Below are 16,356 nucleotides of genomic sequence, written 5' to 3'. Positions count from 1 at the left end.
TCAAAAACTAGAAAGAATCTTTGAAGTTCAGAAATGAAAATGTTTATCAAAAAATAAGTCTTAGTTATGATTACAATCATAGCAACACTTCAACATTTGAATAAAAAAATCTGAGAAAGGCTAAAAACTATTCTTTTACAATAATCATAGTCGCTTTGATACCTGTAGTTAAGTTCCACTCATTGGCAGAAATAAGTTCGCCTTTGTCATCATATACGCGGAATTCAGCAGTATTTGGCCCTGAAGAACCTTGATTCAACGCCTGAAAGTCTATTTTATTGAATCCTTTTTTTAGAGGAATGTCTAATTTCTTATAAGCAGCTTCTAGTAATATGTTTTCTACCACAACAACGTCATTTACATACACACGGACTCTATCGCCATCTACAAATTCGTGATCTCTACATACAATTTCAACATATTTTCCGTTGCTTCTAAAATCTCCTAAGTACTGCTCTACTTTATATTCTGGACGAATTTCTTTGTCCTTTTTGTTCAGTTTACGTTCAAATTCTTTGTTACGAGTTACATAACGTTCTTGTCCTGTAAAGTCTATTTCTTTTTCTTCTTTGAGTGAAGCACGTTTAGATTCTGGCAATTTAATCAAGCTCGTACGTTTTTTTGTGAGTAAGCTTGGTGTTTTAAACTCCATAAAGTTTGGAGCTTTCTCTTTTGGCTTCAATGGATCTTTTGCCTTAGGAAATGGTAGTTTTATACGACCTTTGGTAATATCAGCATCCGTAGTTCTTGTTTTCGTGGTATCAATTTGCGCATGCATAGACATCATCCCGATTAGGATGAACATAAAAGTTACACAAAATTTTGATTTTAGATTTGTTACGGACAACATCATTGATTTTTGATCAATTGAACTATGTTTACAATATTACGTAATTTTTCAATTAGTCTTTGAGATGTTAACACACAATTATCATTCCAACTTTAAATTGGTTACGTCCAAGGAATTTCAGTAAGTTCCAAATGGACTATTTTTTTGATTCCTAAATTGATATTTTTTCGCTTCCAGAATCCGCTATTTGGATGATGCACTTGATATTCTACGTTGATTACTCGCGATAGTTCTTGTGATATAATTCCTTTAAATGCACGCGTACTACCATTAATATAGTAATCAAATTCGTGTTGTTTTAGATAATTCATGAAATCGTTTCGATATTTTAGGTTGATCCAACCATAAAACCAAAAATTCAAGCGTGTTTGGTTACTTCCTGTTTTTCCTAATAAATAATGTAATGAAGTTTGATAAGGAACTAAGGTATAAAATGTGATTTCGAAGTTTGTGACTTCTTCCGAAGCAATTTGGCGCATCAATTCTAAAAAACCTGTTTTAAAACTCTGAAAATACCCAGCAAGCGGATTCATTGCACGAAAATCATTTTTGTAATCAAATTCATTTTTATCAGGCGCTTCTACCGTAAAAAGTACTTTGGTATACGATTTATTTTCTGATGGTTCTGCTTGTGGTTTTCCATCTTCTATCCAAAATGTCCAAGGTTTTACCAAATGCGGTACACGAAAAAAACGATCTTTTATAATGACAAAATCACCTTGTACATCAAAAAACTCTTCATTTTCATTCTTAATAATCTCAAAATCAGAAACTCTGAGACTGGTAACACGTTTACTTTTTCTGTTATATACAGGAATCGTTTGAACAATCTTCATATCGGGGAATACTTTTCGCAGTGCATATTTAAGTATTCTTGATCAGATTCAAAATTATTTTTTTTAACAATCATTTTGTTAATTTCTTTTTTTCTTTTTCTTAAAAGCTATAGAAATACAAAAGAGAGCACTTGGCTCTCTTTCGGGTTTTAGGGGGATTTTGTTTAATGTGCATTCACAAGAACAATACAAATGTACATTAATTCTTACGCTTGTTTATTTCTTAGCGTCTAATAGACAGTATGTTTCGATGAAATACTAATTAATTCCGTCAAAGAAGTATTTGAGACGAGATTTTACATGAAGTTTATTCAATATAATTTTAAGAATACTTCTATATTCTGTAAATAACTGAATGTAAAACGTTTATCTAAATCATAGGTAAGTACACAAAAAAACGTCCTTAGATTTTGAATTTAAGGACGTAGTCTGGTTAATATATTTAAGCCGAATCAACCAGTATGCGAAAAAAATTAACTAAACAGCAAATTGAATGTCAATGTTTTTCTCTACTAAAGATACAAAAAAAAGAGCCCAATGAAGAATTGGGCTCATAAAAACTTGTTAAAGTTTTTTATAGTATTGCTGAATTACAAACCTAACACTTTTATTTTTTTGTAAGAAATTATATTCTATATAAATATATTTTTCTTAACAATTTAACTGAATTAACATATAATTTTCAATCACTCAAGAGCCTCCTTTACATATTCTGTAATAAAAAAGAGAAGCATTCCGCTTCTCTCCTACTTATATACTTATAACAATTGTAAATTTTCTATTTTGAATCGTTTAAACGATCTTTTACAAATTCGACTTGATGTTTGCCATGTGGCAATGCATTTCCATCTTCATCAAGGTTAACCATTACAATATTATCTACAGTAATAATGCTTTCACGTGTCATTTTATTACGTACTTCACATTTGAGTATCAAAGAAGATTTGCCAAATTTTACAACTTCAATTCCAATTTCGACAATATCACCTTTTTTTGCTGAGCTTTTAAAGTCTATTTCAGACATGTATTTGGTAACAACTTTAGGATTTTCAAGCTGAATGATTGCATATAAGGCAGCTTCTTCATCTATCCATGCTAATAATCGTCCACCAAATAATGTTCCGTTAGGATTTAGATCTTCGGGCTTTACCCATTTTCGCGTATGAAATCTCATGTTTTTTTAATATTTATTACGGATTCATTGATAAATTCACGAACAAAAATACAACTCGTATTACATATATTGTATCGTTTCGTATAGAGTTTGTCAATGTTAGTTTTTAGTTTATTTATAGTATGAAAACTTTCTTAAGTTTTGTGTAAATCACATCTAGTTTCATCCCAAATGCCAAAATAAAATTTCCCAGGTTCTCCACAAATTTCACAAATTGTTTTTGATTTTTCTGTGTAAGCGTTTATGATATCACCTCTTTCAGTCTCTGCATAAAACCTTAATTCTCCGAACTTTTGTTTTATGGAAGTAACTTTTCTATTCCAACCTGTAGTATTGAGTTCTTTCATTAGTTCTAGTGACAAATCGTTCCAACCTTTATACATCTCAAGTTTTATATTATTGAGTTCAGCTAATTTGTGTAAATCATAATGATTAATATATTCATTGATAATAAACTCATCAAGCGAAGTCGTTTTTTTATTGACAAATTCATGTCCTTCAAATAACTTATCGTAGTATTTCTTATGATTAATTTTGATTTGTTTTTTTAATTCTTCCGATTCTCTGGCAAGTTCTTCTGGTGTTTGTGTATTATATTCTTGTTTTTTATTGATTTGCCTTCTGTATTCAAGTTCTTTTTGCCAATTTATAAATTTGAAGATATACTTAATGATCACACCAATAAATACGATGATAAATAAAATTCCCATTAAATCTTTCGGTTCTGGCATATACTAAAACAATGTTTGCGGTTTTGGTGGCGTTGTAGTGGTTTTTGGAATTGTTAAGTTGCTTCCTAAGCGTTGGTTCAACTTTTTTATAAAATAAGCAGCTAATAAAGGTGATTCTACTTCTAAATTTTGATGAATGAAAAAGTGAATGTTTTTTAACCCAAAAGAAATCCACTGCTCCAAGCGCTCTACCCAATCATCTAAACGTGAATAATCGCTTTCATGATTGGCGCCAACATAACGTATAAAAGCTTCATTATTCGTCATTCGCATATGCATAATGTCGCGTCTTCCTGCAGTATCAACTAAAGTATTTGCAATGTTATTTTCTTCTAAAAGATGATACAGTTCGTTGGAAACTTTTTCATCGTTGAACCAATCGGTATGACGAAATTCCATTGTCAACGGCACTTCTTTTGGCCAGTATTCAGCAAAATTTGCTACTCTGTCAAAATCCTTTGGAGAAAAATTTGAATGCATTTGTAAAAAGATCGTTCCGAGTTTTTCTTTTAAATGCATGGCATTGTAAATGTAAAGATCGGCAATGGCTTCAGTTGCTTGCAAACGTTTCCAATGACTTATTTCTTGTGTGATTTTTGGGAAAAATTTAAATCCTTCTGGAGTTTTATCACGCCATTTTTCAAACTGTTCGGCAGGAAACATACGGTAAAAAGTAGCATTCAGTTCAATAGCATTGAATTGTGAAGCATAATATTTTAATTCATCTTTGGTACCGCGTGGATAAAATCCTTTTAAATCTTGTCGATTCCATTTGGCACAACCAACATAAATAGAAGGTTTTTCATCATTCATGTACGGTTGCAAAACAACTTCTGTGTTTGGATGATTTTTAGGTAATGTAAAATCTATTTGTTCAGGATTGGGAACTTTTCCGAATTTCATATGTATTCTTTTAACAGACTATAAAAATACGGAATTCTGCGATGAAACATCGATTAATATCATTTTTAGTAATGTTAATAAAATAGTTAACAAGTTGTTTATAACCTGTTAAGAATCAACATCATTTATCTCTAATTTTAATAAAACTTTAGTGTCATGAACGATCGAGAAAATGATTTGGTCAAAGCGCGACCTCAGATTTCCCCTAAGTCAATCTCTGAAAATATGTCTAATGATGAGCGCTTTCAAAATGTTACATTACGACCTGTAATTAAACTTCAAAGTCCATTACTAATTGCTGCTTTTCGAAATTATATTACCAAACGAAAAAATGTTTTTTACGACTTATCACTAGAAAAACGCTTGCTATACATAGAAAATGCAATCCAAAAGGACATGAAATTCCGTAATTCACTAAAAGGTATGATTATCGGACAGTTTACATTGGAAGAATATCTTAGTTATATAGAAAATTCTTCTCCTTTAAATAAGCGCATGATGAATATTGTTATAGAACGCTTAAAGGATAATATTCTGCTTTTTGATAAAGATGTGAAATTTAGTGAAGTTGTTTAAAACTAAGTTGTTAACAACTAGTCATCAAACAAGGAAACTCCATTTAAATCAGTAGTTAATACTTCGCTCATATAATCGAAGAAAGGACGAATTTCTTTAAAATAATCATCTGCTTTTGTCATAAAATCTGATGAAGTTACTTCTTTATCCGTGAGCTTTTTGGTGAATATAAACTGTTTTTTCTTAATCAAATCTATAGCTGCATGTTCTTTGCTAAAACCTTTTGGCGCTGTTTTTACTTCATCTCCTACGAATCCGCCCCAAGTATCTTTGAATGATTTTTTGTTGATGATTTTTCTAATTTCAGTATCATCCATTTCAAATTCTTTACGAATTCTCAATAAATCTTCTCTATTTGGATCCCAAAAACCTGTGGCGATAAATGATTCATTATTTGGTTGTATGTGAAGATAATATCCTCCACGTAATCTTGGTTTTACTCTATTAAAACTTCCGCCGAAGTGCGTTTTGTAAGGTGTTTTGTCTTTTGAAAAACGAACGTCTCTGTAAATACGAAATACTTTTACCTTATCAATTTGGTCATGTTTGTTTAAGTATTCTCCTAATTGATTGTAAAATTGTTTTACTTCTCTTTCAATCTCCTTGAATTCTTTTTTGTTTTCTGTAAACCATTCTCTGTTATTATTTTCGCTCAGTCTATTTAAAAAGGAAAAGGTTTCTCTAGGGATTGTTTCGTTCATTTTATCTAATTTTTCACTAAAGTACAAATATTTCAAATGCAATAAAAATAACGAGTAATTTGAGTTTACGAAGTAGTTTCTGTAGCCAACACAGACAATCTATGTGTCCAGTAGTAGCTTTGTTTCCATCTTTTTTCTAATTCGTAATGTGCAATTAATTTTTGAATGTAAGCTCTGAAAGCATTTTCTACAACATATCTATATACGTGTAAAGCTTCTTGTTTTCCATTTAAAAAATCTGCTACAGCATGTCCGCCATAAAATCCAGAAGCCAGTGCTGACGTAATTCCGTAGGAAGATATTGGATCGTAAGAATAAGCAGCATCACCGACTGCCAACCAATTTTCTCCAAAAGGTATTTGTAAATAACTTGTACCTGCTGGCATTATTTTAATAGTGTCAATTTGTTTGACTTGTATTATTTTTAATAAATGTTTTGTTTTACGTAATTCTGATTGAAGAAAGTTTTCTCTATTTTCTTTTGAAGGAAGCAAGGTTTGAAGCGTAAAAAACATCATAGTAAGTTCATTTTCAGTAAAAGGCGCCACATACCACCAACCATTTTCAGTTGCTTCTACGATAATTTCATTAGGAATAGCTTTTGACAGTTTTATATTGAAAGTCATCGCAAATTGTGTGTCCAATTCTTCCTTTTGAACGCCTAAATGTCTGCAAACAGACGCTTTTCTTCCTGTTGCATCAATGATAAAATCGCTTGTAATTGTGAGTGTTTCTGTTGTATTCTCAATAGTAGCTAATGTTTTTGTTTCGTCTGAAACTACTTTTTTTAACTTATATCCTTTGTAAAATGCATTGTTCGTGTTTTTGTATAGATCTTGTAATTGTGTTTCAAAGTGCAATCTGTCTAACAAAAAACCATGTCCCATTCTATCGGCAAGAAATTCTTTTTGTTCTAACTGATCATTTCCCCAACAACTTTTGTTTCCATAATATACTTCATGTTTTTCATCTTCTATCAAAGATAAAATTCCCAATTGTTTTAACAATGGCTTTGCATTTGGAGGAATCGCTTCTCCCGATTTTCGAATTGGCGATTGATGTCCTTCTACCACACAGCAACGAATTCCTCTGGCATGCAACGTAATAGCGGTGGCGATTCCTGCTGGACCGCCACCGATAATTAATACTTGATATGTGTGTTTATCGTTCTCCACGAGATACTTTTCTTCTTTTTCTTGAACTTTTTATTGAATGTGAAGCTGCTTTGATCTTCGAAGATTCAAGTAAATTCGTTGTTGCTAAAATTGCTTTATCTACTCTAGCATCTTCTGCTTTCGGATCTAAACCATCTGTAAGCGTTTCGGCACGAACTACTTGTACGTATGTTGGATCGTCTTCACCAAATTTACGTCCCGTTTCTTTCCAAACTGTATCTGGTAAAAATCCTTGTTCGTTATGAACTGCATCATCTTCAATTTTGGCAATAATTCCTAATTCATGCCATTCTGCAATCATATGATTTATTTTGGTTTGGTAAACAGAACCTAAGTCACGTAACCAATCTTGACGATAGTCAAAATGTTTTAAACGTTGCGCTATGTTTACGTTTCCAGCTTTTACACTTCGTAAATAACTATCTTCACTCAATACTTGATTTGGTACGCGTGCTGCCCAGAATGATGGTAATGGTAAGTATAATGTAAGATCATATCCTGATAAACAACTTGCTTCATCTGTTTGCCAAGGAACTCCTAACCAACGTGTTAATGCTCCTGGTCCGCTTTTAGACAAAGGTCCGTTTTTACCTAAAGCAATGGCTGGCGAAAGTAATGGTCCGAAATCTAAATCGGTAGCTTCTCCTTCATCAACGACATTTAAACGGTATGGTTTTTTCCACATTTCTTTGACACGCATTGGCCAAGTTAATTCAATTCCAGGATGAAATGGTCCACCAAGACATTCTTCCATTGGAGCTTGATTTAACGCATTGATTTGTTCTTTGGGTGATAATTTTCCAAAAGGAACATACGTTTGTGTTGTTCCTGTAGTAAAATTACCTTCTGCCCAAGCACGTAAACGCGCATATTGTGTTCGTGTAATTGGTAAATCGACAATGGCAATTTTTTCATATTCACCAAAACCGTCTCCATAAAATGGTGGTACTTTTTGTGGTTCATAAGCTGTAGAATCTGGATCACGGAACCATTCAAATACACGATGACGTAATTCTTTGTTGTCATCAGAAGGATCCGAAAGTTTTGCTACTAACTCAGGATTGGTAAAGTCTGATGGCGAATTTTTCCCAAATAACATAAAAAATCCTTGATTTACCCATTGTGTATTCGTCATACGTTCTAACATTGGATAAATGTGTTCAAAAAACACAACTCCATCTACCGCAGAATCTGAATAATTCATTTCACGAATAAATAAGTCTTGTACAACATCATTCATGGTGACAACACCGTATAATCCTGGACCAAAATTTGGTGGCGTTACCGCTACATTTGCAGGTTCTGCTTCAAATTTTTGTCCGTTGATATTGACAGTTGCACGTACTACTCCATCACAAGTATCATCATGCCAACCTTGATTGTTTGCAAAAGTGATGGCTGGCTTATTGTCTTTAGAAGCAGAATCTCCATCTCCTCCAAAAAAGAGTAATCTTCCTTCTTCATCAGTTTCTATATAACCTAGTTTCACCTTTTTTCCAAAGAATTTTCCATCGTCAAAATGATATTCTTTTCCTTTTTCATTTTTCCCACTAATGCTTTTAGCTGTTGGTGTAATGGCTAACTTACTTCTATCACTTACATTAGCATTTCTATATTCTGAAGGAATTCCTGCGCCTGGTAAATCTAAGGCATTGTTAAATTCATACCAAGCAGATTTTACATTAGCAACTTGTACGCGCCAATGAATATTATTGTTGCTAGTTTCCGTAATTTCGCCCAAAGCATTTCCATCTTTGTCAAAAGCATAGATTCTAAAACGTGCAACTTGCTTTTTTACACGGCCTTTCTCATCTTTATAACCACCTTCTGGTGTAATTTCAACACCAGGAATATCTGGCGCAAAAAAATGTTCTTTAGAGTTTCCAATTCGTGCAATTCCTATTGGAGGATAAATTGCAACGCTACTAATTTCATTTGTGTTCATAGGTTTTATAGTTAGTTTATATGATAGTTTTTCGAGTTCTAAAATGATTTAGAGGATCTTTTGAATGTAATTTTTTGGCTTCGATTAAATCTTTATAGTTTTCGCCAAAATAGATTTCAGTTGGAATAGATGCATCTTTAAAGCTTATGAATGATCCACCAGAGTTATCAATCTCATAATCACGACAGACTTGCATCCAATCTAATGCTCTATTTGTTCTATTGTATACATCGTTATTTTGCTCTTGTTCTTTTTGAATTAATTCTGTATTCCACCACGTTTGATATTGAATGGTATACGCTTTGTCTTTATACGGAAATGCGCTTTTTTCTTTGGCTGCTGCTGACATTGTATCGTAGTAATTACCAGCAATTGCACCCAAGGTTATGTAGTTAAACAAACCATATTCACGATTTTCTGGTAAAATTAATTCAGATGTTAATGAACTAATTAATTGTTCAATTCCGTTATCTCCTAAACCTAGTGTTTCTAGTTTCTTTCCGTTTTTATCATAACTCACTTTGTTTGCCAAACGCGATGTAATTTTATGTGGTGCAGGCGCATCTAAATCTGGCGGTAAAGGTTTTTTGTTAGAAACAGGTTGAAATCGTTCTACTGCCATATCTAAATCTCCACTTTTTGGTACAGATTTTACAATTTCATAGACTTCGTCGTATGTTTCCTTTTGAGCGATATTTGATGGAATAGTATTCTTCGCCAACATATCTTGTGAATATTTGATCGTTTCTTTGATTGCTGAGAATGATTCTCTGTCCCATGCACTCATTAAACCATCATCAGCGTAATTACTTCCTTGTCCGCCTTTACCCATTAAACGTAATTCATCTGGCATTGCTGATGAAAAACAGTCTTCTACAAAAGCTTTTAGGCTTTTAGAATCTCCTTCCCAATATCCATACATGATACAGTTATGTTTTTCTTTTTCAGGATGAAAATCTTCTGGATTAGCTAAATGTTTTCCAGAAACTTTAAGGTTGGTTCCTATAAGTTGTATGTTTTTGAAATCTTCTCCGGAATAGTTATCATTTTCATTGAATATCACTTGTTCCCAAACTTTTATGATGTCTTTTGTACGTGTATTTTCATGAAATTTATTTGGATTATCGTCAAAATATTTATTCCACTCAACTTCAAATTTGATGAGTTCTTTAGGAAGTTTGAAGACTTTTAGTTTGAATTCAGTGACAATTCCATAACTCATTCCGCCACCGCCTTTTAATGCCCAAAGCAGATCTTTTTCATTAGAATCGTTCATATTTACTTCTACCACAGAACCATCACCTAATACAACTGTAGCTCCAATTAGAGCTTCACAATTCATTCCTTGCTTTCGTGTCCACGGTCCCCAACCGCCGCCAAGCGTAAATCCTGCAACTCCAACAGTAGCACAAGTTCCATGCGCTATCATTACTTGTTCGGTGGCTAATACTGGTGTTAAGTCTTTGAAACGATTTCCAGGTCCAATACGTGCAAATTTCTTGTCATGGCTGACTTTTATATGATTGATACGCGTCATGTCTAATAAAACAACATCGGTTCCTGTACATTCTGCTTCGTGATCATGTCCACCAGATCGAACTCTGATTGGCAAATTATTTGCAATTGCTTCTTTATAAACACGTTGTACATCTTCGGTAGATTCGCAATACACAATTGCAAAGGGTTTTAATTGAAATCTACGATTAAATACTTGACTTGCTTTGTTATATTCTATTTCGTCAATTAGGTTTCCTCCTGCTGTTTGTATTTGATCACATTTTAAATATCCGCGTAATCCATTGAGAAAGTTATAGAAGTTTCGAGTATTCACAACCACGATATTTTCTCCGATATTCAATTCGGCTCTTGATAGATATGTTGAATTTTCTTTGATAGCTAAATCATCCACTAAATCTTTATCAGACAAAGCAACAATAGCTGTATTAAAGCGATCTAAATTCTTTTTTATCGTGATGCGTGTACTTCCGCTTTTGTTTTGGTAACGAAATGATTCATTGATTCTTGGAAATAACTTACTTTTTAAATGTATCGTCACTTCTTCGTCAACTTCAATACGTTTAGGAATATTTTCATTGGATGATTCAACCAATTCTAAAGCTTCAAATGATGTGTTTTTTATACACATTTTTACACTTAAGTCTTGGTTTAATTCTGTTCCAAGATCTTTTGCAAGATTTACAATTTCACTAACCTTAATAAAACCGTCTATTTTAGATACATTTCCTTCTTCATATGTTTCTGTTACTTCACTTCCTGACAATGCGTTATTCCAAACAGATACTTGACTGATCGTTCCTTTGAAATAGTTTTCAGCATTTCCTCCAATTGTAAATTCGTTTGAAATGTTTCCATGATACTTTTTAGCATCATTTTCTGTTTGTAGTAAAAAATTGTTAATGTATAGATACAGGAAATTTTCTGTTTTTACAGCACTTATGCAATACCAATTGGCATCAAGTACAGAAAGGTTAGTTGCAGTAATGTTTCTTGTATTTCCAGCTTCTTCAACAGAGAATACAATATTTCCTTGTGGATTTATATGTAGCGCAAAAGAACCATCATTTGAAGATTTAGAGATAATTTCTCCTGATTGTTCTGTTTGAATCCAACATTGTATTGTAAAGTCTGAAGATTGAAAATTGGTTGTAGATAATTCTTGGTCTACCAGATGGTAATTTCCTGAGAAATCAAATGTGTGGCTCATTATTTAAAGTTTGGGTTAAAGTAAATTTTAAGACTTGTAATTTATAGTGAATTTGTAAGATAAACAACACGTGATTGTACGTGATTTTATATTGAAAAATCTGTTATTGTTATCAAAAATGGTTGTACCTTGCGGACTTATTCAGAAATGAGGTTTTACCATAAAAATTGTCATTTCACAAACAATTTTTATGTCATTCAAATCATTAGGATTATCTGATGCCTTATTACGCGCCATCAGTAAAAAAGGGTATACAACGCCTTCTCCCATTCAAGCAAAAGCAATTCCTTTAGTTTTAGAACGCAAAGATGTTTTAGCTTCAGCGCAAACAGGAACAGGTAAAACAGCAGGTTTTACACTACCAATGTTACAATTATTATCACAACAACCTCCTTTACGCAAAAGACCTATTAGAGCTTTAATTTTAACGCCTACGCGAGAATTAGCAGCGCAAGTATATGCGAATGTAAAAGAGTATAGTGAGTTTTTAAATATTCGTTCTACCGTGATTTTTGGTGGTGTGAATGCGAAACCGCAGATTGCTACTTTACGAAATGGCGTCGATGTTTTGGTGGCAACTCCCGGAAGACTGCTCGATTTGCATAATCAAAAGGCATTGTCTTTGGCTAAGGTAGAAATGTTGGTGTTAGATGAAGCTGATAGGATGTTGGATATGGGATTTTTACGAGACATTAAACGTGTGATTGAACTCGTACCCAAACGAAGACAGAATTTATTATTTTCAGCTACGTTTTCTAAAGATATTAAGAAGTTAGCGCAAAGCATTTTACACAATCCTGTTGCTGTTGAAGCAACTCCAGAGAATACAACCGCTGAAAAAGTAAATCAGAAAGTGTATAAGGTGGATAAACCTCGTAAAACTGAATTACTAATTAAATTAATTTCTGATGGCAATTGGAGTCAGGTTTTGGTGTTTACACGAACAAAGCATGGTGCCAATCGATTGACAAAGAAATTGATTGCAAAAAATATTAGTGCTGCTGCAATTCATGGAAATAAAACCCAGAATGCACGAACGAAAGCTTTGGATGGTTTTAAGAAAGGAACTATTCGAATTTTAGTTGCGACAGATATTGCTGCACGTGGATTGGATATTCCGTTATTGCCACATGTAATTAATTATGAATTACCAAATGTTCCTGAAGATTATGTACATCGAATTGGTCGTACAGGTAGAGCTGGCGCAAGCGGAGAAGCTATTTCGTTGGTTTCTGCAGAAGAATACGAATATGTAAAAGGGATTGAAAAATTATTGGATGAAAAGCTCGCTTCTGAGGAAGTTGAAGGTTTTGAAGCAGATCCAAATTATACGCCACCACCAAAACAAGAGCGTCCACCACGTTCTAGACAGAAATCGAAATCATCGTCAAAAGGAAATTCTGGCGGAAGTCAAACTCCTAGAAATAAAAATAATTCTTCTAATTCAAGTTCAAATTCTAGAAATAGTAAGCGAAAGAATTCACGTTCTCGAAATAGAAGACGTGATTAGACTTTGTTAGATTGTTAGATTGTTAGATGAATTTATATAGAAAAAGGCTCGTAACATAATTACGAGCCTTTTTCTTTTTATTGAATTTTAAGAATTAGTTCTTCATGATTTTAATTGTCTGATTGTTTAGTGTTAGGAAATACATTCCTTTTGCTAATTTTTCGACATTGATTTGCTGGTTTTTTGAAAGTTTTCCACTTTGCACTACGACTCCATTAATATTATAGATTTGATATGAGCTTTTATCTGAAATACCATGTATTGTAACAATATCATTTGCTGGGTTTGGATAACTTTGTAATTGTGTATCATTTAAGTTCTGTATTAAACCAGTTGATGAAATACTACTCGGTATTGATATTGTTGATTGATATTCATGGCAACCGATGTCATAAAAACCATCAACTCTTGGATTGTCTAGAATATCGTTAGTCACATAAGAATAATTAATAGCACCATTAATTGCGGGAGAGTTTTCCGTTAACAAAAACATATTGTTAAACGTATTAAATTCTAATTCAGGGTTTGTAGTTGTTAATACAGGATTTATTTCTGTTTGCGGCCAATCACTATTTATTAGCGTATGTCCACCATTTTCGTAAAAAATATTTGAATCAAAACTATTTGTTATGAAGTCGTCTTCATCTACAGTATCAAGTGTAAAATCGTCATCTATAAATATGAAAGCAGTATAGAAATTAAATGTTGATGCTTCTCCATCTGTACTAAATATATTATTATCAAAAACACAATCTCTAGGCATTTCAATTGCATCTATCGTTTTATCATTTCTGAAATGTATATTTGTTTTACAATTTACTGCTGTATTAAATGAAAAATGAGTGCCTTCAACTCTTTCATAAGTATAATTAGTTGGACTTCCTCCTAGAAATTGAATTACAAAATCACTCAGGCTTTCAAAATAATTATTATAGATTTTATGATTTTTTCCAGAAACAAAAATTCCCCCTTGTTTGTTAAAATCAGTATCATCTCCAAATACAAACACATCATTATTACCATAAAATTTATTCCCAGCTACAGTAACATTATTTCCACACCTAATTCTAAGGTTCCCTGAACAATTTATAAAAGTATTATTGAGATAGGAGTTTCCAGAAGATTTGTTTGAAATTATTTCTGTATAATTGAATAAGTTATAATTATACTCCTCAAAAGTATTATCACTAACAGTAACATTCATGGTTGAAATTTTATCTGTATCATCTAGTAAACAGGAACCTATCTTAATCATAGAAGATGGGTGTAACTGAAACTTAGCACCAAAGTAATTTTTACTAATCAATCCACCTAAATTATCATAGCCTTGGATTGGTGAATAATCAATACAATGTCCTTTTGAGAATTTTCGCAGAAAGGTATTTAAAATTATCGTTGGCGTTTGGTGGTCTATTAATTTTATGTAAGCCTTTACTAAGCTATTCTTTATTACTCCATTATCGTTACCTGGTGAATCATCATCCTCTTTAAATATATTTCCTTCTATTTGACTATTACTTCCTCTTTGTATCTCAATGTAAGTTAAATAACTATACTTATTTTTTAATGTACAGTTTTTAATTAAAAGGTTTTCACTATCAATTGCATGTATATATCTTTTTCTTTCATCGTTATACAAGTCTGGATCATCATGAACTGGGAATAAATCGGTATTAGATTCGCTGAATAGTGAGTTTTCAATTTTGGGATTTACAGCATTATTTGTGATCAATACATAACTTCCTTTGCTATATTTATTCTGAAAAATATTATTTTCTAAACTATTATTAATTCCTTTATTCATTCTTACATATAGATTAACTCCAGAAGGAGCATTTTCAGTGGAAGTTTCTATAAAATTGCTGTTTTTTAATACATTGTTTTCGCTATCTGGACCAAAATCTATGATTGCACTAACGTATCCATAATCATTTCTCAGGAAAATAAAACCGTCTATGGTTAGCTTTTTTGAATTATTGAGTTTCCATGCGACATTACCTTTTAACCAAACACCTTGTTCAGTTTCTGCTTTTATAGTACAAGGACAAGCATTTTCAAGCAAAGCAGTATTACTCACAAAAATATTTCGATTCAAATTGTTGCCCGTAGAAGTATAAACTCCATCTTCTACAATTATTCTTGTTGACAAAGTAGTAGAATTCATTTCCATAAAATCAATTGCTTTATTTAATGCAGTAATAGAATTTACAGTAATTACTTTCTCTGGACAATCAGTTTTTGCTATTGCTTGAAAGCCGATCAACAATAGCATACATAAATACATTTTTTTCATATTTTTTTTATTTACTTAAAAATACGAGATGTATGTACGGATTCAAAGGAATATAGGTTAACAAACCTGTCTTTGCAGTTTATTTTTTTATAAATCTTTAAACGTCATTTTGTTGAGCATTAGGCCAGAAGCTGGCGCAATGTAATTGACTTCAAGTATAGAATTTGGCAATAATGAACGTTTTATGAAGTCTAAATCGAGTTCGTGTCTTCCAAGTAGAATTAAGGTTCCCATCATCATACGAATTTGATGACGTTTGAATCCTGCGCCTTGTACACGTAATACATAGCTTTTTTCTGGAAAAAAATTCGCCGTAAACACATCATTTTCCACAATTTCGCATAATTCTATTTCACCTTCTAAAACCGTGTGTTCTGTAGGTTTGTAACAATAGGTTTTTAGATAGTGATTTCCTTCAAAGAGCTTTGCGCCTTTTTTCATGAGTTCGATATCTAAATCGCCTAAAACATTGGTCATGTAGGGCGCTGAAAATGGATGGTATTTTTCACCAAAAGCAAATAGATATATGTATTCTTTTACTTTTGGATGTTGAATGATGTTAAATGTTGAATTCGTTTTTGTAATTGCTAATGCGCGAATGTCTTGTGGCAAATTTTTGTTGAAAAGTGGTAGAAACTCAGGAATATTAAGTGTTTCGTTGTCTAAAAATAATTCAATAGCAATTTCATTGGCAGATACTTTAGCATCTGTACGACCAGAAGCTAATAGTTTGAAATTTTTATGTCCAAATACGTATGCTAACGTTCGTTCTGTCATTCGCTGAACCGTATTCACATCTGGTTGTTTTTGCCAACCGTGGTAGCGAAATCCTAAGTATTGTAGCGTGATGATATAGTAGGAACGTTTTCTTTTCAAGGTGTTTTTGTTTGTGATTTGTTTTTTTGTGGATTCGTCTATTTGTTTACGTTGAGTTTGT

At 32.5% G+C, this 16,356-nt stretch carries 13 protein-coding genes; 2 read left to right on the top strand and 11 right to left on the bottom strand.

Annotated elements, in window-relative coordinates; genetic code table 11:
• Positions 1–127: 127 nt before the first annotated feature.
• The 5 genes from ACOQOS_RS02700 to ACOQOS_RS02680 form a co-directional block, all read right to left on the bottom strand.
• A complete protein-coding gene (locus ACOQOS_RS02700) occupies positions 128–805 on the bottom strand; it encodes a hypothetical protein (protein ID WP_420573422.1) in 678 nt (225 codons plus the stop codon).
• Positions 806–951: 146 nt separating this feature from the next.
• Positions 952–1,686 carry a hypothetical protein gene (locus tag ACOQOS_RS02695; RefSeq protein ID WP_420573421.1) on the bottom strand — a complete coding sequence of 245 codons (735 nt, stop codon included), beginning with the start codon at positions 1,684–1,686 and terminating at the stop codon, positions 952–954.
• 778 nt (positions 1,687–2,464) lie between these two features.
• Positions 2,465–2,860 carry an acyl-CoA thioesterase gene (locus ACOQOS_RS02690; protein ID WP_420573420.1) on the bottom strand — a complete coding sequence of 132 codons (396 nt, stop codon included), beginning with the start codon at positions 2,858–2,860 and terminating at the stop codon, positions 2,465–2,467.
• A 134-nt stretch (positions 2,861–2,994) separates the two neighbouring features.
• Positions 2,995–3,591 carry a hypothetical protein gene (locus ACOQOS_RS02685; RefSeq protein WP_420573419.1) on the bottom strand — a complete coding sequence of 199 codons (597 nt, stop codon included), beginning with the start codon at positions 3,589–3,591 and terminating at the stop codon, positions 2,995–2,997.
• Between the two features lie 3 nt (positions 3,592–3,594).
• Positions 3,595–4,494: a DUF72 domain-containing protein gene (locus tag ACOQOS_RS02680; RefSeq protein ID WP_420573418.1), complete on the bottom strand. Its 900-nt coding sequence runs from the start codon at positions 4,492–4,494 to the stop codon at positions 3,595–3,597.
• A gap of 156 nt (positions 4,495–4,650) precedes the next feature.
• Between ACOQOS_RS02680 and ACOQOS_RS02675 the strand changes: the two genes are divergently transcribed.
• Positions 4,651–5,070 (top strand): glyoxalase, encoded by a 420-nt coding sequence (locus ACOQOS_RS02675; RefSeq protein WP_420573417.1) that lies wholly within the window; start codon positions 4,651–4,653, stop codon positions 5,068–5,070.
• Between the two features lie 17 nt (positions 5,071–5,087).
• Here the strand turns inward: ACOQOS_RS02675 and ACOQOS_RS02670 are convergent, their stop codons facing one another.
• The 4 genes from ACOQOS_RS02670 to ACOQOS_RS02655 form a co-directional block, all read right to left on the bottom strand.
• The gene (locus ACOQOS_RS02670) at positions 5,088–5,771 is read right to left on the bottom strand and encodes a DUF2461 domain-containing protein (protein ID WP_420573416.1); all 684 of its coding nucleotides are present in this window, start codon (positions 5,769–5,771) and stop codon (positions 5,088–5,090) included.
• Positions 5,772–5,836: 65 nt separating this feature from the next.
• Entirely contained in the window at positions 5,837–6,946 is a 1,110-nt protein-coding gene (locus ACOQOS_RS02665; protein WP_420573415.1) for an NAD(P)/FAD-dependent oxidoreductase, read from the bottom strand.
• Positions 6,933–8,891, bottom strand: coding sequence for a LodA/GoxA family CTQ-dependent oxidase (locus tag ACOQOS_RS02660; RefSeq protein WP_420573414.1), 1,959 nt, complete (start codon positions 8,889–8,891; stop codon positions 6,933–6,935). The genes ACOQOS_RS02665 and ACOQOS_RS02660 overlap by 14 nt, the downstream gene beginning before the upstream one ends.
• A gap of 16 nt (positions 8,892–8,907) precedes the next feature.
• Positions 8,908–11,616: an FAD-binding protein gene (locus ACOQOS_RS02655; protein WP_420573413.1), complete on the bottom strand. Its 2,709-nt coding sequence runs from the start codon at positions 11,614–11,616 to the stop codon at positions 8,908–8,910.
• A 190-nt stretch (positions 11,617–11,806) separates the two neighbouring features.
• Here ACOQOS_RS02655 and ACOQOS_RS02650 point away from each other — a divergent pair, with 190 nt between their 5' ends.
• Positions 11,807–13,126 carry a DEAD/DEAH box helicase gene (locus ACOQOS_RS02650; RefSeq protein ID WP_420573412.1) on the top strand — a complete coding sequence of 440 codons (1,320 nt, stop codon included), beginning with the start codon at positions 11,807–11,809 and terminating at the stop codon, positions 13,124–13,126.
• 94 nt (positions 13,127–13,220) lie between these two features.
• Here ACOQOS_RS02650 and ACOQOS_RS02645 read toward each other — a convergent pair whose 3' ends face one another.
• Both ACOQOS_RS02645 and ACOQOS_RS02640 read right to left on the bottom strand, forming a co-directional pair.
• A complete protein-coding gene (locus ACOQOS_RS02645; protein ID WP_420573411.1) occupies positions 13,221–15,419 on the bottom strand; it encodes a T9SS type A sorting domain-containing protein in 2,199 nt (732 codons plus the stop codon).
• Between the two features lie 87 nt (positions 15,420–15,506).
• On the bottom strand, positions 15,507–16,295 hold the full coding sequence (locus tag ACOQOS_RS02640; RefSeq protein ID WP_420573410.1) for a tRNA pseudouridine(38-40) synthase TruA: 789 nt from the start codon (positions 16,293–16,295) through the stop codon (positions 15,507–15,509).
• Between the last annotated feature and the right edge of the window lie 61 nt (positions 16,296–16,356).

The sequence above is a fragment of the Kordia sp. genome, assembly GCF_965224175.1.
Classification (GTDB): domain Bacteria; phylum Bacteroidota; class Bacteroidia; order Flavobacteriales; family Flavobacteriaceae; genus Kordia.
This window is presented reverse-complemented; position numbering and strand designations above follow the sequence as displayed.